This window comes from Bradyrhizobium diazoefficiens, assembly GCF_016616885.1.
In the GTDB taxonomy this organism is placed as follows: Bacteria; Pseudomonadota; Alphaproteobacteria; order Rhizobiales; family Xanthobacteraceae; genus Bradyrhizobium; species Bradyrhizobium diazoefficiens_F.
Map to the genome: position 1 here is coordinate 3,123,169 of NZ_CP067102.1, position 15,776 is coordinate 3,138,944.

Below are 15,776 nucleotides of genomic sequence, written 5' to 3' on the forward strand. Positions count from 1 at the left end.
GGTTCACTCCGGCACCCCGATCGGCTCCGAGCCGTGCGCAGCTTTCTCCGCGCTGAGGATCCAGACCAGGCCGCCGAACGCGCCGACGATGAAGGAGACCGCGCCGAACAGCAGCGAGATGTTGACGCCTTCATTGGCAGCCAACCCGGCGAAGCCGAAGGCGAGCCCCATGCTCGCCTCGCGCACGCCCCAGCCGGCGATCGAGATCGGCATCAGTGTGATCAGCATCACCGGCGGTACCAGCAGGAAGACCTGCGCGAAGCTGACCGGCGCTGCGATCGACTGCACCACGCACCAAGCGATGACGACGGCAAGCACGTGAACCAGCAGCGACAGGATCGCGATGACAGGTCCGCGCGTGCGGTTGAAGATCACGCGGTTGGCGATCACTGCGCAGGCGTGGATGTGGTGGGTGGCCCACCAGGTCTTCAGCCACGACCATTTCAGCGCGCCGAAGATCAGGAAGCCGATGCCGCCGGCAAGCGCGGCGAAGTCGACGAGCAGCAGCGCCGAGCGGCCGTGCGGATCGGTGATGAGCGCGTAGCTCCAGGGTAGGCTCGCGACGATGAGGATGGCGAGCGCAACGAGGCCGATCGCGCGATCGACGAAGATCGAATAGGTCGCCGCACGCCATCCGGCGCCGCCGCGCGCCACCAGCCATAGCCGAACCGCGTCGCCGCCGATCGCGGACGGCAAGGTCTGGTTGAAGAAGGAGCCGATCACGTTGTAGCGCATCGCGCGGCCGACCTCGAGCGGCGCACCGCATGCGGCGCTGACCTCGCGCCAGCGCAGCACGCCGACGAAGATTTGCAGGAACGTCACCGCGATCGCCATGCCGATCCAGAACAGGCTGGTCGCGGTGAAGCGCGAAAACAGCTCGGTCAGATCGACCTTGCGCAGTGCCAGATAGAGCAGCGCCGCGGAGATCAGGATTTTGGCCGTCGACAGCAGGATTCGGCGCATTTCGTCCGCTTGAACAGGGCTTGCGAAGATTCGTGGCAACCCGACGCGAGGCGCCGAATTAGGCCGCTTTGGTATGGTCTTGGCGCCGATCTTGCAATAGCTGTCATGCAGGCGCCGTCACGGAGAAGCTGTCGTGGAGGGCGGCGGCCTGTTGCGCCCCCTCGGTACCGGCTAAAGAGGCGCCGCGGGCCGGCTTTGGGGATTGCTTGGGATCACTTGGGAACAGGATGACGGATCAGGCGATTTTGGTCACGGGGGCCGCCGGTTTCATCGGCTTTCACGTCGCCCGGCAGCTCCTGGCCGAGGGGCGGTCCGTGGTCGGGCTCGACAATCTCAACAGCTATTACGATCCGGCGTTGAAACAGGCGCGCCTGGCGCAACTCGGCAACGAGTCCCGTTTTTCTTTTGTCCAGGCCGATCTCGCCGATCGCGAGACGATGGCGGCGCTGTTCGCGCGGCATCGCTTTTCAGAGGTCGTGCATCTCGCCGCCCAGGCCGGCGTGCGCCAGTCGATCGAGCATCCGCAGAGTTACGCCGATTCCAATCTGCAGGGCTTTCTCAACGTGCTCGAGGGCTGCCGGAGGTGCGGTTGTCGTCATCTCGTCTACGCCTCGTCATCGTCCGTTTATGGCGCCAACACTAAACTGCCGTTTTCCGTGCCGGACCGGACCGATCATCCCGTGAGCTTCTATGCCGCGACCAAGAAGGCGAACGAGGTGATGGCGCAGTCCTACAGCCACCTCTACAGACTGCCGGTCACCGCCTTGCGCTTCTTTACCATCTACGGCCCGTGGGGACGGCCTGATATGGCCATGTTTCTGTTTGTAAACGCCATCATGGCGGGCCAGCCGATCCGGCTCTTTAACCATGGCAAAATGCGCCGCGACTTCACCTATATTGACGACGTGACCCGTGTAGTGTCCAAGCTGATCGATCTTGTGCCTGCGGACAATCCGGCTGCCGCAAATGCGCCGTCTCGGGTCTACAATGTCGGAAATCACCGTCCCGAAGAGCTGATGCATGTCGTCGGCCTTCTGGAGCGGGAGCTGGGTCGGACGGCGGTCAAAGAATTGCTGCCGATGCAGCCGGGAGACGTGGTGGAAACGTTCGCGGATGTCGAGGATTTGATGCGCGACACCGGCTTTGCACCGTCAACGCCGATCGAGCACGGGGTCCACAATTTTGTCACCTGGTATCGCGACCACTACAAGGTTTGAAATGACGATGGACAAACGCATTATCCCCCTGATCATGTGCGGCGGCGCCGGCACGCGGCTGTGGCCGGCTTCGCGCGAGGTGCGCCCGAAGCAGTTCCTGCCGCTGTTCGGCGCGCGCTCGACCTTCCAGGACACGCTCACGCGCGTCTCGGACGCCGCGCTGTTCGATCGACCCATCGTCATCACCAACGCCTCCTACCGCTTCATGGTGCTCGAGCAGCTCGCCGAGATCGGCATCGAGGCCGACGTGATCCTCGAGCCGATGCGGCGCGACTCCGGTCCCGCGATCGCCGCCGGCGCGGCGTTCGCGCAAAGCCGCACCAGTGAAGCGATCATGCTCGCGCTCGCGGCCGACCATGTGGTGCAGGACAATGCCGCCTTCGTCGCTGCCTGCCGCGAAGGCCTGGTTGCCGCAAGCACGGGGCGCATCGTCACCTTCGGCGTCAAGCCGGAGCGGCCGGCGACCGAATACGGCTATATCAGCCCGGGCGAGGTGATCTCCGGCGAGGTGCACGCGGTCGCGCGCTTCGTCGAGAAGCCGGATGCGGTGAAGGCCGCCGACTACGTCAATTCGGGTTATCTCTGGAACAGCGGCAACTTCATGTTTCCCGCGGCCCTGCTGCTCGACGAATATCGCAAGCTCGATGCGGCGAGTGTGGAAGCGGTGTCCAATGCGGTTGCCAGCGCCGGCCGCGATCTCGGCTTCGTCACGCTGGAGCCGCAGGCGTTTGGCGCGGCGAAGGCGATCTCGATCGACTATGCGGTGATGGAGAAGACCTCGCGCGCAGCGGTGGTGCCGGTGTCCTGCGGCTGGTCCGACGTCGGCTCCTGGCGCGCGGTGTGGGAATTGTCCGACAAGGATACGCAAGGCAACGCGGCGCACGGTACCGCCGTGTTCGAGGATTCGCGTAACTGCAACGTCACGACGGATCATGCCCTGGTCGCGCTCGAAGGTGTCGACGACCTCGTCGTCGTCGCGACCGCAGATGCCGTGCTGGTCTCGCGGCAGAAGGATGCCAATGGCCTCAAGCGTCTCGTGGCCAAGCTGAAGGAGGTTGCACCGAAGGTCACCGAGGAGCATCTCAAGGTGCATCGCCCCTGGGGCAGCTACCAGTCGGTCGACAATGGCGAGCGCCATCAGGTCAAGCGCATCGTGGTCAAGCCGGGCGGGCGGCTGTCGCTGCAGAAGCATCATCACCGTGCCGAGCACTGGATCGTGGTTCGTGGTGCGGCCCGCGTCACTGTCAACGAGACCGTGAAGACGGTGCACGAGAACGAGTCGATCTACATCCCGATGGGCGCGGTCCACCGGATGGAGAATCCCGGCAAGATCATGCTGGAACTGATCGAGGTCCAGACCGGCTCCTATCTCGGGGAAGACGACATCATCCGGATTGAAGACGACTATCAAAGGTCGTAACCAGCAAACTCCGAGTCACGGGATCCGGGCCTGAAAAGTCCGCTTCTAGCGGCTTAAGGCCCGGAGAACGTGTAATTTTTTGAATCAAATCGTGTCCGGGCAGTTTTGCCGGCATTCGCCACAAATGTGGCGCCCGTGCTAGAAGCGGCCCGGGGATTTGCGTTGAATCGGGGTTCGATCAGATGAGTTCCAAAGGGTCACAGCCGGCAAGGGCCGGCTTGCGCGTCGGCGTCATCGGTGCGGGCGTGATGGGCAGCAACCATGCGCGCGTGCTGGGCGGTCTGCCCGGCGTCAGCCTCGTCGGCGTGGTCGATCCTTCGCCGGCGCATCGGACGCGCGCGACCGAGCTTGCCAATTGTGCGAGCTTCGAGACGCTCGACCAGCTCCTCACTGAGGGCGTCGATGCCGTCACCATCGCGGCGCCGACCCATCTGCATCACGAGGTTGCGCTCGCCTGCATCGCCAGGAACATCCATGTGCTGGTCGAGAAGCCGATCGCGTCCACGGTGGAAGAGGGCCGCGAGATCGTTACCGCCGCGCAAAAGGCCGGCGTCACGCTGATGGTCGGTCATGTCGAGCGCTTCAATCCGGCGGTCGCCGCCGTCAAGCAGGCCATCGCGGGCGAGGACATTCTCTCGATCGCGATCACCCGCGTCGGCCCATTCCCGCCGCGCATGTCCAATGTCGGCGTCGTCATCGATCTGGCCGTGCACGACATCGATCTGATCCGCTGGTTCACCGAATCCGACATCGTCGAGGTGCAGCCGCAGCTGTCGAGCGCGGTCGCCGAGCGCGAGGACATCGCGCTGCTCCAGTTCCGCACCGCCAACGGCGTGCTCGCCCACATCAACACCAACTGGCTGACGCCGTTCAAGGCGCGCAGCGTCACGGTCGCGACCCGCGGCAAATACGTGATGGGCGATCTCTTGACGCGCCAGGTCACCGAATGCTTCGGCTTCAAGCCTGATGGCAGCTACTCGATGCGGCATCTGCCGGTCGGCCACGACGAGCCGCTGCGTGCCGAACTGATCGCCTTCCTCAAGGCCGTGCGTAGCGGCGAGACGCCGGCGGTCACGGGCGACGAGGGCGTCGCCAGCCTCGAGATCGCGACGCAGTGCCTCGAAACACCGTCGCGGCCCGCAGCTACGTCGCCCGCCCGCAAGGGCCCGCGCCGCGTCGCCGGCTAAAACCCTTTCCATGTCGACCACGCAAGAAGGCGCCAAGAACCAGGCCATGAACCAGCATCTGCGTTCCGAACCCATTCCCTTCATCGACGTCGCCTCGCAGCGCCAACGGCTCGGCGCCTCGCTCGATGCTGCGGTCAAGCGCGTGCTCCACCATTGCCAGTTCGTCAATGGACCCGAGGTCGCCGAGCTCGAAAAGCAGCTCGCGGCCTATTGCGGCGCCAAGCACGCGATCGGCTGCGCCAGCGGCACCGATGCGCTGCTCATGGTGTTGATGGCGAAGAACGTCGGTCCCGGCGATGCCGTGCTGTGCCCGTCGTTCACCTTCATCGCGACCGCGTCGCCGGCGGCGCGGATGGGCGCGACGCCGGTCTACGTCGATGTGGATGAAGCGACCTTCAACATGAGCCCGGAGTCGCTCAAGCGCGGCATTGCGAGCGCGCGGAAGGCTGGTCTGAAGCCTGTCGCGGTGATTCCGGTCGATCTGTTCGGCCAGCCCGCCGACCACGATGCCATCGCCGAGATCGCCAGGGATGAAGGCCTGTTCGTGATCGATGACGCCGCGCAAGGTTTTGGCGCAAGCCACAAGGGCCGCAAGCTCGGCACCTTCGGGCTCGCCACCACGACCAGCTTCTTCCCGGCAAAGCCGCTCGGCTGCTTCGGCGACGGCGGCGCGATCTTCACCGATGACGACGAGCTTGCGGCGACGCTGCGCAGCATCCGCGTGCACGGGCAGGGCGTCGACAAATACGACAACGTCCGCCTCGGCCTGACCGGCCGGCTCGACACCATGCAGGCCGCGATCCTGATCGAGAAGCTGAAGATTTTTGACGACGAGATCGCCGCCCGCAACAAGGTCGCCGAGCGCTACGCGCGCGGCCTGTCCAACGTCGTGACGGTGCCGCGGCTGGCGCCGGGCAATACCTCGGTCTGGGCGCAGTACACCATTCGCCTTCCTGAGGGTACCGACCGCGACGGCTTCGCCGCCGCGCTGAAAGCCCAGGGCGTGCCGACCGCGATCTATTACGGCAAGTCGATGCACCAGCAGACTGCCTACAAGCAGTATCCGGTCGCCGAGGGCGGGCTGCCGGGTTGCGAGAGCCTGTCGCAGGACGTTATCAGCCTGCCGATGCACGCTTATTTGACCGAAGCCGATCAGGAGCGAATCATCCCGGCCGTGCGCGGCGCGCTTTCGGCCTGATCTTGCTTTACCTCTCCCGCTTGCGGGAGAGGTCGGATCGCGCAAGCGATCCGGGTGAGGGCTTTCTCCTTTGGGGGGCCTTCGTTGTTGAGACACCCTCTCCCCAACCCTCCCCCGCAAGCGGGGGAGGGCGCGCACTTCCGTCGCAGCTTGCACCTAGACCTAATCTTGCCATGCTCTAAAACAACCGAATGCTCGGACGCATCTTCACGGTCGGTGGTTACACGCTGCTCTCGCGGCTGACGGGATTCGCCCGCGACATCATGCTCGCGGCGATCCTCGGCGCCGGCCCCGTGGCCGACGCTTTCTTCGTGGCGCTGCGGCTGCCCAATCATTTCCGTGCGATCTTTGCCGAAGGCGCCTTTAACGCCGCCTGGGTGCCGGCCTATGCCCACGTCCATGGCGAGCGCGGGGAGGGGGCGGCACGGCTGTTCGCCGACCGCATCTTCACGCTGCTCTTGGCCTCGCAGGTGGTGCTGCTGATCGTCGCCTGGCTGTTCATGCCGCAGGCCATGAGCATTTTGGCGCCCGGTTTCAGCGAGGATGCCGAGCAGCGCAAGCTCGCGATCGAGCTGACCCGGATCACCTTTCCCTATCTCCTGCTGATCACGCTGGTGACGCTCTATGGCGGCATGCTCAACGTGATGCAGCGTTTTGCCAGCGCAGCCGCCGCGTCGATCTTCCTCAACGTCGCGATGATGATGACGCTGGCGCTCGCCGCTTGGTTTCCAACCGCTGGCCACGCAGCCGCCTGGGGCGTCCTGATCTCGGGCTTCCTGCAATATTTTCTGCTCGCGGGCGACCTCGCCCGCCATGGCGGCCTGCCGCGCTTTGCGCCGCTCAAGCTCGACGAAGACGTGCGCGGCTTCTTTAGGGCGCTGGGGCCCGCAACGCTGGGCTCGATGGGCACGCAGGTCGCGCTGTTCGCCGACACCATCATCGCGACCTTCCTGCCTGCGGGCGCGCTGTCGGCGCTCTATTATGCCGATCGGCTCAATCAATTGCCGATCGGCGTCATCGGCATCGCCATCGGCACGGTGCTGCTGCCGGAGATGTCGCGGCGGATCACGGCCAACGATCACGATGGCGCGATGAAGGCGCAACGCCGCGCCTTCGATTTCACGCTGCTGTTCTCGGTGCCGTTCGTCGCGGCCTTCCTCACCGTGCCCGACGAGGTCATGCGCGCGCTGTTCGCCCGCGGCGCGTTCTCGAAGGCCGATGCGGTTGCCGCAGGCAGCACGCTCGCGGCCTATGCCATCGGCCTGATCCCCTTCGTGCTGATCCGCAGCGCGGTCGCGACCTTCTATGCGCGCAAGGACACCGCGACTCCGGTCCGCGCCTCGCTGTCGGGCATCGCCGTCAATGTCGCGCTGAAGCTCGCCCTGATGGGATCGCTCGCCCAGATCGGCCTGGCGCTGGCAACCGCCATCGGCGTCTGGACCAATCTGCTGCTGGTGCTGTTTTTCGCCGTGCGGCGCGGCTTTCTCGTGCTGGACCGCGCCTGGTTGTTGTCGCTCGCCAAATTCCTGCTGACCGGAGTGATCCTCGCCGCGGCCTTCTGGCTGATCGCGCGCTTTGGCGTTTCTGCACTGGGCGCGATGCGCTTCCGGGACGAGATGACGCTGGTGCTATTGGCCGCCGGGGGCACGGTCGTCTACGCGCTGACGATCCTCGTGCTGTTCGGCCGGAGCTGGCTGGTCTCGCTGGTGCGCGGTTAGCAGAAGCCGAAATTGGTTCGCCTTCAGGATGCAGCCTATTTTTCTACATCTCTTGATTACGTGCGTTTGCCATGGTATGAGCCGCTCATGATCAAATGCTCGCGCAAAGTCACCTTCAACCACATGACCCGCTTCGGTTGGGCCGTGGAAGGAGTCGTGCGCTAGGAATTCGACGACGACACCTTTTCCACCAGGCCCCGCCGGCATCGGACGGGGCCTTTTGTTCGGCCACGCTCCCTGCCGGCACAACAGCAGGAGCGTCCGATGCCACCACAACTGACGAATATCTCACGCGGGAATGAGGGCGAGGCCGCAAGGCGCGGCCTCAGCCTTTCGATCGTGTCGGCCAAGAGCGCAGTCGACCAGGCGTTGGCAGCACGCCTCAAGGCGTCCGCTGCGGCGCTGGACGATGCTTTGCCGGACAAGGATACTGCCGGACCAGCGGCCGCATCGACGCGAAGCGTCCTGGGCCTGCTCAGGCGAGTCTGGCTCGCGTTTCAGGAGCGGCGCTGGAACCAACGGCTCACCTTGCAGGACCTGAGTGACAGGGAGCTGATGGACATTGGCTTGACGCGCAGTGAGATCGACTACCTCACACCTCAGCGAGCGATCGATAGACTGAGAGACAGCACGCGGTATCTCTGGAACCGCGGCGGGATGTAGATGATCAACTGCGAGAGGCGGACATGCGCTCTGAGAACAAGCGGCGCTCGGTACAGCTGCCTGTTCTCACGTGCGCTGGTTCGCCGTATGGCCGTAGCATCAAGCCTTGCGTGCGGTGGCGACGTATTGCGCCCCCAAGGGCAACCAGCCGAGCTTGTTCTCAAACGGCCGCAGCCGGGCGAGGGCGCGAGGGAAAAACAAATTGTACTGGATGCGCGATGAAGCCCAACCGCCGGCTTGCAGCCGCTTGCCCAGATCGCGGGCGAAAATCAGCCTGGCGTTCTCGTCGAACGGACAAGTGTTCACCGCACGCACGGTGAGCGGGTTCAGCGGATTATGCTCGAAGATGGCGATCAGGCCGCCCGGCCGCGTGATCCGATGCAACTCCTGCAACCACGACAGGTGCTCTCCGTGCGGGATGTGGTGGAACACGCAGGCTGAAAACACCACGTCGAAGCTGTCGGCCTCGACCGGAATCCGATTGTTCTCGATCAGTACGCAGTTGCCGGCTTCGGGGTACCGCTGCCGGCCCAATGCGAGGCTGCGTTCGCTGACATCGGACGAGGTCAGCGCTGCCTCGGGAAAATGGCGCCGGAAATGCGGAATCGAATTGCCGATCCCGGAGCCGAAATCGCAGATCCGCTTCACGTCGAGGCCGGTGTGATCGACGATCTCGCGGAGCGCCCTGATCTTGTATTCCGCGAAATATTCCGGGCCCTCGCCGGTCACTGCGATGTTCTCGCGATGCTGGTCCTCATAGGCGTCTGCGAAGCGATCGAACTCGGCCTTGTCCATACGGCGATCCAGCTATCCGGCGCTTGATGAGATATCGGGGGTTGCCCGCCCGAATCATGCATCAGGGGGTCTAAAAATTGATGAACAATTAACCGGACTTCGCCGAATATCGGCGGCAGGAATCGGACCGATCCAACCCTCCGACCAGCTGGCTGATAAATGGACCTTCAGGACGAGATGCCGCGCCCTGGAAAGATGTTTCTGTCGATCGTTGTGCCCTGCTACAACGAGGAAGAGGGCCTGCGCGAATTCCATCGCCAGATGGTGTCGGCGGCGCGCGCGCTGTGCGGCGCTAAGTTCGAGCTGATTCTGGTCGATGACGGATCGACCGACAACACCTGGAAGATCATCAACGAGCTTCTGGCGGAGGACCGCAACGTGGTCGCGGTCCGGCTCGCGCGCAATCATGGCCATCAACTCGCGCTCACCGCCGGGCTTTCGACCGTGCGCGGCGATCTCGTGCTTGTCATCGATGCAGACTTGCAGGACCCGCCGGAACTCCTGACGCCGATGTACGAGATGATGGTCCGCGAAGGCGCCGACGTCGTCTACGGCATGCGGCGAAGCCGCGCCGGCGAAACCCGCTTCAAGAAGCAATCGGCGGAAGCATTCTACCGCCTGCTCGCCAAAGTCACCCGCGTCCAGATTCCCGTCGACACCGGCGATTTCCGCCTGATGAGCCGGCGGATCTCCGACCAGCTCGTGCAGATGCCGGAGCATGACCGCTTCATCCGCGGCATGGTGGCATGGCTCGGCTACAAGCAGGTCGCCTACGAATACGATCGCCATCCGCGCTTCGCCGGCACCACCAAATATCCGCTGGTGAAGATGATCGGTTTTGCCGCCGACGCGCTGATCAGTTTTTCGATGGTGCCGTTACGGATCGCGACCTATGTCGGCGCGCTGTTGACGACCCTGCTGACGTTTGTCGGCATCGCCGCGGTGATAGGCTGGGTGTTCTCCGGCACCGTGCCCGGCTGGACCAGCTTGACGCTCCTGGTCGTCATGATCTCCTCTGTGCAGCTCCTCGTGCTCGGGCTGATGGGCGAATATATCGGCCGCATCTATATCCAGTCGAAGAACCGCCCGCTGTTCCTGATCTCGCATATCCACCGCCGCGGCCGGCTGCCGCACGGTGCGGAGCCGGCGACCGATCTGGAGCGGGCGCCATTCAGGACGTTGCTCGCGCAATCCGGACCGGAGGCGCGCGGCCAGGTTCACGACGAGGTGCCCTGATGAAGGCGATCCTCAACCATCCCGTGCTCTATCAGGCCTACCAGAACGCCGGCGGCTTTTTCGGCGCGCGGGTCAAGGCGATCGCGGATTATCTCACGCTGCGGCCGGGCATGCGGGTGATCGATATCGGCTGCGGGCCCGGCTACATCCTGCGCCATCTGCCCGATGGAATCGACTATACCGGCTTCGATATCGACCCGGCCTATATCGCGCATGCGCAGCGCGCGTTCGGTCATCTCGGCACCTTTCACTGCCGTCATTTCGATGCCGCCGCCGCGCGGGAATTTGCCGGCGCCGACGTCGTCATGATGAACGGCGTGCTGCATCACATCGCCGATGCGGATTTGCAGACCACACTGGCCGATATCAGGGACGTGCTCAAGGCGGACGGCGTGCTGTTCACGCTCGACGGCTGTTATCGCGAGGGGCAGTCGCGCATCGCAAGATGGCTGCTCGACAACGACCGTGGCGAATTCGTCAGGGATCACGACGGCTACGATCAGGTGCTGCGCGGCGCCTTCGGCAAGGTAAACCTCGCGATTCGCGACGATTATTCGCGGGTGCCCTACACGTTCATCATCGGCGTCTCACAGAAATAGCGCCGGCCAGAAAGACTAGTCGTTCCGCCGCAGCACGTCGATTCCGTCTACCGAACGCACCAGCGTATACGGCTTGAGCAACTGGGACAGTTCGGCATCGGCGCGCACCCAGTCGCCCCATCCGTCGCGGAGATTATCGACCAGCACGATATCCGGCGGCATCTTTCTGAAATCCTCGATCAGCCAGTTGCGCTCCAGCGCCAGATAGTCCTTCAACCTCGTGTCGGTTGCCGCGTCGACGATAGTCTTCTCGCGCGTCAGCCGCACGAACTCCCGAATCCACAGATTCTCCTGCCGGGATACCCAGGTGCCGCCGATGTCGCGCACCAGCGGATGGCCGAGGGCCGCCTCGCCGCTCAGCATCAGGATCCGGGGATGCGGCTTGAGGGCGGCGACCGCTTCCCTGACTAGACCGACATAGACGTTGCCGTTGAACCATTGGGCGCCGAACAGAAAGGTCGCGGCCAGGATCAGCGGCGCCGCCAAGCCAAGGCGCCGGCGCTCCGGCGCGCCATACGCGACCAGCAACGCGTATCCCATCGCGAGCATGGCGACCGCCACCATCGGATAGGAATGATAGGCCCAGCCGCGCCGCTGCAGGAAAAACGAGATCGCAAATCCGCTCGCGGCAAGAACGGCCGCGAGCAGCAGCGAGTTGGGCGTTCGTCCCCACATCGCCAACAGCACCGACAGCATCGCGACGGCGAAGAGCAGCGAGGCCGCATTCAGGAAGATGATGGAGAGCGGCATCGACCAGGACAGATACGTGTCGCGCACCAGCGGATAGGTCACCGTGAAATATTCGGGATAGAGGAGGTACGTGCCGACACTGATGGTGGCTACCAGCACGCCCGCAATGATGTTTTCCGGCGCAAACAACACAAGCCATGAACGCGCGCGAACGGCGCTCGCCAGCATGCACAACGCCACCGGCACAGCAAAGAACGGCTTGAAGGCAAGTGTGATCCCGGCGCCGAGGCCGGCAATCAAGATCGCCCAAAGCGGAACCGAAATGCGATCGCTGCGCAACGCATAAACTGCGAGCGCGGGCAGGAATGTCAGCGTCGCAATATGTTCGCGCTGGCCGAACACGTGCATCGGCAAGACGGTGACGACGGCCGTGGCCCAGATCGCGAACGGTCCCCAGTTCGCCTCAGTCCATGCCGGCGACAGCCGCACGATCCGCGACACGGCATGGAGCGAAGCGACCGCCAGCAGCAGAAGTTGAACATCGATGACATGTCGGGGATCGACGCCAAGCAGGCGGCCCAGCGCAACGCCGGGCAGATAGGCGAACGCCGCCATCGGCGGATTGATCTCGATGATATCGCCATAGAGATGCTGGCCATCCAGCATGCGCTCGCCGATCACGAGCAGCCAGCTGACATCGGTATTGAGCGGAACGAGCTCCCGCATCAGGATTGCGAGCAAGAACACTGCGCCGATCAGCAGCCAAGGCATTGGGGCCGGCCGTTCGCGGTCATGCGGGCTGACCTGTGCGTGGCGGGAAACGTCTCCGATCTCCGAACCCATCTCCGAACTCATCTCCGAACTCATGGGCCTATCCCGCGAGGAAACGCACCCACGTTAACGGAGGTGCGTTAACGAGTGACTTTCGGGATAAACTACTGCACGGCCGCAGTGCTTGAAGACCTCTATGGCTATTTTGGGGACCTGATTGATCGGACGTAGGGCGTGGACAGCCCGCGCAGGCACAGCGCGGCACGATCTCTCTGAATAGCGTTTACGGACGGCCAATTGCTAAAGCCATTTGCGCTCCCCTTCGTTCCGCTGCAATATGCGGCAAAACAACCATAGGACGGGATAAGAAAATGGCGGCTCCCATCAAGTTCGGCGTTGGCCAAAGCGTGTTGCGCAAGGAGGATGACGCGCTGATCCGCGGCAAGGGCCGCTATACCGACGATTATGCGCCGCAGGCCGCACTTCGCTGCCTGATGCTGCGCTCGCCGCACGCGCATTCCAAATTCACCATCGATGCCAGCCGCGCCCGCACCCTCCCGGGCGTGGCGTTGATCCTGACCGCCGCTGAGGTCGGGGATCTCGGCAATCTGCCTTGCCTGTTCAACCTCGAGACCGATCCCTTCACCGGCCCGCCTTACCCGATCCTCGCCAAGGACGAGGTCCGCCATGTCGGCGATTCCGTCGCCTTCGTCGTCGCCGAGACCATCGACCAGGCTCGCGACGCGATCGAGGCGATCGACGTCAAATGGAGCCCTTTGCCGTCGGTGACCGGCGTCGTCAACGCCATCAAGAAGGGCGCGCCGCAGGTCTGGCCGGACAAGCCCGGCAATGTGCTGTTCGACGTTTCGATCGGCGATAAGGCCGCCACTGAAGCTGCGTTTGCCAAGGCGCATACGGTGGCCGAGATCTCCATCGTCAATCCGCGCGTGGTCGCGAGCTTCATGGAGACGCGTGCGGCGGTCTGCGAATACGACGCCAAGAACGATCACCTCACGCTGACAATCGGCAGCCAGGGCAGCCATCGCCTGCGCGACATCCTCTGTCAGAACGTGCTGAATATCCCGACCGACAAGATGCGGGTGATCTGCCCCGATGTCGGCGGCGGCTTTGGCACGAAGCTGTTTCCCTATCGCGAATACGCCCTGGTGGCGGTCGCAGCGCGCAAGCTGAAAAAAGCGGTGAAATGGGCGGCTGACCGCTCCGAGCATTTCATGGGCGACGCGCAGGGCCGTGACAACGTCACCACCGCGAAGATGGCGCTGGCCGAGGACGGCAAATTCCTCGCCATGGATTGCGACCTGATGGGCGACATGGGCGCCTATCTCTCGACCTTCGGCCCCTACATCCCGCATGGCGGCGCCGGCATGCTGCCCGGCCTCTATGACATCCAGGCCTTCCACTGCCGGGTGCGCACCATCTTCACCAACAGCGTGCCGGTCGATGCCTATCGCGGCGCGGGCCGGCCCGAGGCGGCCTATGTCATCGAGCGCCTTGTCGATGCGTGCGCGCGAAAACTCGACATGACGCCGGACGCGATCCGCCGCAAGAATTTCATCCAGCCGAAAGCGCTGCCGTACAAGACCGCGACCGGCAAGGTCTATGATTCCGGCGACTTCGCCGCGCATCTGAAGCGCGCGATGGAGATCGCCGAATGGAAGGAGTTTGGAAAGCGCGCCAAGGCGGCCAAGAAGAGTGGCCTGATCCGCGGCATCGGTCTTGCGAGCTATGTCGAGATCTGCGGCACCATGGGCGAGGAGACCGCCAATGTGCGGATGGACCCCAATGGCGACATCACCGTCCTGATCGGCACGCAGTCGAGCGGGCAGGGCCACCAGACCGCCTATGCGCAGATCGTGGCCGAACAGTTCGGCGTCGCGCCAGAGCGCGTGCATGTCCATCAGGGCGACACCGCCATGATCGCCACCGGCCTCGGCACCGGTGGCTCGGCCTCGATTCCCTCTGGCGGCGTCAGCGTCGAGCGTGCCACGCGCGCGCTCGGCCAAAAACTCAAGGAGATCGCGGCGCAGGCGCTGGAAGCCAGCGCCGGTGACCTCGAGATCACTGACGGCATCGTGCGCATCGCCGGCACCGACCGTTCAATCTCGTTCGCCGATCTCGCCAAGCGTCCCGGCGCCGATCCCTCGAAGCTGAACGCGAGCGCGACGTTTGCCAGCGCCGACGGCACCTATCCCAATGGCACCCATCTCGCGGAAGTCGAGATCGATCCGGCGACGGGCATCATCAAGGTCGTCAACTACGTGATCGTCGACGATTTCGGCAAGACGCTCAATCCGCTGCTTTTGGCGGGCCAGGTGCATGGCGGCGCCATGCAGGGCATCGGCCAGGCGTTGATGGAGCAGGTAGTCTATGGCGCGGGCGACGGCCAGCTCATCACCGCGACCTTCATGGACTACGCGCTGCCGCGCGCAGCGGATGGCCCGTCCTTCGTGTTCGAGACCAACAACATTCCGTGCACGACCAATCCGATGGGCGTGAAGGGCGCGGGCGAGGCCGGCGCGATCGGTTCCTGTCCGGCCGTCGTCAACGCCATCGTCGACGGGCTCTGGCGCGAATACAAGATCGACCACATTGACATGCCGGCGACACCGGAACGTGTTTGGATCGCGATCAACGAGCACCATCGGCGCCACAGCCTCTAGAGCTCGGCGCTCCCGCGGCGGGAATTAAGTGCCCGCCGCCGGGCTCTATCCTCGATGACCTTCCCCCAAACCGACTTGCGAGCCGGAGAAACACGCCGATGAAACGGATTTTGATTGTCGCGGGCACCCTCGTTCTGGGTGCGGGCGCCGTGATGGCGCAGCAGGAGATTGCCGTCCAGCAGGACAACCTGATGCGCTCGCAGGCCAAGAGCATGTATGGCGTCATCCTGAAGATGACCAAGGGCGAAATTCCCTATGATCAGAAGGCGGTCGACCAGGCGGTGGCCAGCCTCGAAGCTGATGTCGCCAAGATCGCCAAGACGTTTGAGGTCAATCCCAAGCAGGACGTGGTCAACGCGACCTACGGTGCGTCGCCAAAGGTCTGGCAGCACAAGGCTGATTTCGATTCCAAGATCCCGCCGGTGCAGAAGGCGATCGCCGACGTCAAGGGCAAGATCACCAATCTCGCGAGCCTGAAGGCCGCCTACACCGCGATGAACGACCGTTGCACTGATTGCCACGAGACGTACCGGCTGAAGCTGAAGTAAGGCGGCGCGTTAGCTATTTCTGTTCGCATGGCCTGACGGATCGCCGTCAGAACGACTATGTTTGCTCGCGCCGTCGCGGCGTTGATGCGT

13 protein-coding genes are annotated in these 15,776 nt (G+C 63.9%); 10 read left to right on the plus strand and 3 right to left on the minus strand.

The window, feature by feature from the left end:
• Nucleotides 1-3: 3 nt before the first annotated feature.
• Nucleotides 4-963 carry a lysylphosphatidylglycerol synthase transmembrane domain-containing protein gene (locus tag JJC00_RS14215; RefSeq protein ID WP_200473146.1) on the minus strand — a complete coding sequence of 320 codons (960 nt, stop codon included), beginning with the start codon at nt 961-963 and terminating at the stop codon, nt 4-6.
• 227 nt (nt 964-1,190) lie between these two features.
• Between JJC00_RS14215 and JJC00_RS14220 the strand changes: the two genes are divergently transcribed.
• The 6 genes from JJC00_RS14220 (at nt 1,191) to JJC00_RS14245 (ending at nt 8,366) form a co-directional block, all read left to right on the plus strand.
• Nucleotides 1,191-2,180 carry an SDR family NAD(P)-dependent oxidoreductase gene (locus JJC00_RS14220; protein WP_200473147.1) on the plus strand — a complete coding sequence of 330 codons (990 nt, stop codon included), beginning with the start codon at nt 1,191-1,193 and terminating at the stop codon, nt 2,178-2,180.
• A gap of 7 nt (nt 2,181-2,187) precedes the next feature.
• Nucleotides 2,188-3,600, plus strand: a complete 1,413-nt coding sequence (locus tag JJC00_RS14225; protein ID WP_200473149.1) for a mannose-1-phosphate guanylyltransferase/mannose-6-phosphate isomerase — start codon at nt 2,188-2,190, stop codon at nt 3,598-3,600.
• Between the two features lie 182 nt (nt 3,601-3,782).
• A complete protein-coding gene (locus JJC00_RS14230) occupies nt 3,783-4,787 on the plus strand; it encodes a Gfo/Idh/MocA family protein (protein WP_200473150.1) in 1,005 nt (334 codons plus the stop codon).
• A 10-nt stretch (nt 4,788-4,797) separates the two neighbouring features.
• A complete protein-coding gene (locus JJC00_RS14235) occupies nt 4,798-5,985 on the plus strand; it encodes a DegT/DnrJ/EryC1/StrS family aminotransferase (RefSeq protein ID WP_246774209.1) in 1,188 nt (395 codons plus the stop codon).
• 191 nt (nt 5,986-6,176) lie between these two features.
• Nucleotides 6,177-7,703 (plus strand): murein biosynthesis integral membrane protein MurJ, encoded by a 1,527-nt coding sequence (gene murJ, locus JJC00_RS14240; RefSeq protein WP_200473152.1) that lies wholly within the window; start codon nt 6,177-6,179, stop codon nt 7,701-7,703.
• Between the two features lie 264 nt (nt 7,704-7,967).
• Complete coding sequence (locus JJC00_RS14245) at nt 7,968-8,366, plus strand: DUF1127 domain-containing protein (RefSeq protein ID WP_200473153.1); 399 nt, start codon at nt 7,968-7,970, stop codon at nt 8,364-8,366.
• Between the two features lie 99 nt (nt 8,367-8,465).
• On the opposite strand, the gene JJC00_RS14250 is transcribed toward JJC00_RS14245, so the two are convergent.
• Nucleotides 8,466-9,161 carry a class I SAM-dependent methyltransferase gene (locus JJC00_RS14250; protein WP_200473154.1) on the minus strand — a complete coding sequence of 232 codons (696 nt, stop codon included), beginning with the start codon at nt 9,159-9,161 and terminating at the stop codon, nt 8,466-8,468.
• A 195-nt stretch (nt 9,162-9,356) separates the two neighbouring features.
• Here JJC00_RS14250 and JJC00_RS14255 point away from each other — a divergent pair, with 195 nt between their 5' ends.
• Together JJC00_RS14255 and JJC00_RS14260 are read left to right on the plus strand one after the other, a co-directional pair.
• The gene (locus tag JJC00_RS14255; protein ID WP_200474117.1) at nt 9,357-10,397 is read left to right on the plus strand and encodes a glycosyltransferase family 2 protein; all 1,041 of its coding nucleotides are present in this window, start codon (nt 9,357-9,359) and stop codon (nt 10,395-10,397) included.
• Nucleotides 10,397-10,996 (plus strand): class I SAM-dependent methyltransferase, encoded by a 600-nt coding sequence (locus tag JJC00_RS14260; RefSeq protein WP_200473155.1) that lies wholly within the window; start codon nt 10,397-10,399, stop codon nt 10,994-10,996. Before JJC00_RS14255 ends, JJC00_RS14260 begins: the two co-directional genes overlap by 1 nt.
• Before the next feature lie 15 nt (nt 10,997-11,011).
• Here the strand turns inward: JJC00_RS14260 and JJC00_RS14265 are convergent, their stop codons facing one another.
• The gene (locus tag JJC00_RS14265) at nt 11,012-12,553 is read right to left on the minus strand and encodes a hypothetical protein (protein ID WP_246774211.1); all 1,542 of its coding nucleotides are present in this window, start codon (nt 12,551-12,553) and stop codon (nt 11,012-11,014) included.
• Nucleotides 12,554-12,828: 275 nt separating this feature from the next.
• On the opposite strand from JJC00_RS14265, the gene JJC00_RS14270 reads away from it, so the two are divergent.
• Together JJC00_RS14270 and JJC00_RS14275 are read left to right on the plus strand one after the other, a co-directional pair.
• Nucleotides 12,829-15,138: a xanthine dehydrogenase family protein molybdopterin-binding subunit gene (locus tag JJC00_RS14270; protein ID WP_200473157.1), complete on the plus strand. Its 2,310-nt coding sequence runs from the start codon at nt 12,829-12,831 to the stop codon at nt 15,136-15,138.
• 98 nt (nt 15,139-15,236) lie between these two features.
• Nucleotides 15,237-15,686: a cytochrome c gene (locus tag JJC00_RS14275; RefSeq protein ID WP_200473159.1), complete on the plus strand. Its 450-nt coding sequence runs from the start codon at nt 15,237-15,239 to the stop codon at nt 15,684-15,686.
• The last annotated feature ends 90 nt before the right edge of the window (nt 15,687-15,776 follow it).

Coding starts and splice junctions, on each gene's coding strand:
- JJC00_RS14235 (WP_246774209.1), top strand. CDS start 4,798: ATGTCGACCACGCAAGAAGGCGCCAAGAACCAGGCCATGAACCAGCAT.
- JJC00_RS14230 (WP_200473150.1), top strand. CDS start 3,783: ATGAGTTCCAAAGGGTCACAGCCGGCAAGGGCCGGCTTGCGCGTCGGC.
- JJC00_RS14245 (WP_200473153.1), top strand. CDS start 7,968: ATGCCACCACAACTGACGAATATCTCACGCGGGAATGAGGGCGAGGCC.
- JJC00_RS14225 (WP_200473149.1), top strand. CDS start 2,188: ATGGACAAACGCATTATCCCCCTGATCATGTGCGGCGGCGCCGGCACG.
- JJC00_RS14270 (WP_200473157.1), top strand. CDS start 12,829: ATGGCGGCTCCCATCAAGTTCGGCGTTGGCCAAAGCGTGTTGCGCAAG.
- JJC00_RS14275 (WP_200473159.1), top strand. CDS start 15,237: ATGAAACGGATTTTGATTGTCGCGGGCACCCTCGTTCTGGGTGCGGGC.
- JJC00_RS14265 (WP_246774211.1), bottom strand. CDS start 12,553: ATGAGTTCGGAGATGAGTTCGGAGATGGGTTCGGAGATCGGAGACGTT.
- JJC00_RS14250 (WP_200473154.1), bottom strand. CDS start 9,161: ATGGACAAGGCCGAGTTCGATCGCTTCGCAGACGCCTATGAGGACCAG.
- JJC00_RS14215 (WP_200473146.1), bottom strand. CDS start 963: ATGCGCCGAATCCTGCTGTCGACGGCCAAAATCCTGATCTCCGCGGCG.
- JJC00_RS14220 (WP_200473147.1), top strand. CDS start 1,191: ATGACGGATCAGGCGATTTTGGTCACGGGGGCCGCCGGTTTCATCGGC.
- JJC00_RS14255 (WP_200474117.1), top strand. CDS start 9,357: ATGTTTCTGTCGATCGTTGTGCCCTGCTACAACGAGGAAGAGGGCCTG.
- JJC00_RS14260 (WP_200473155.1), top strand. CDS start 10,397: ATGAAGGCGATCCTCAACCATCCCGTGCTCTATCAGGCCTACCAGAAC.
- murJ (WP_200473152.1), top strand. CDS start 6,177: ATGCTCGGACGCATCTTCACGGTCGGTGGTTACACGCTGCTCTCGCGG.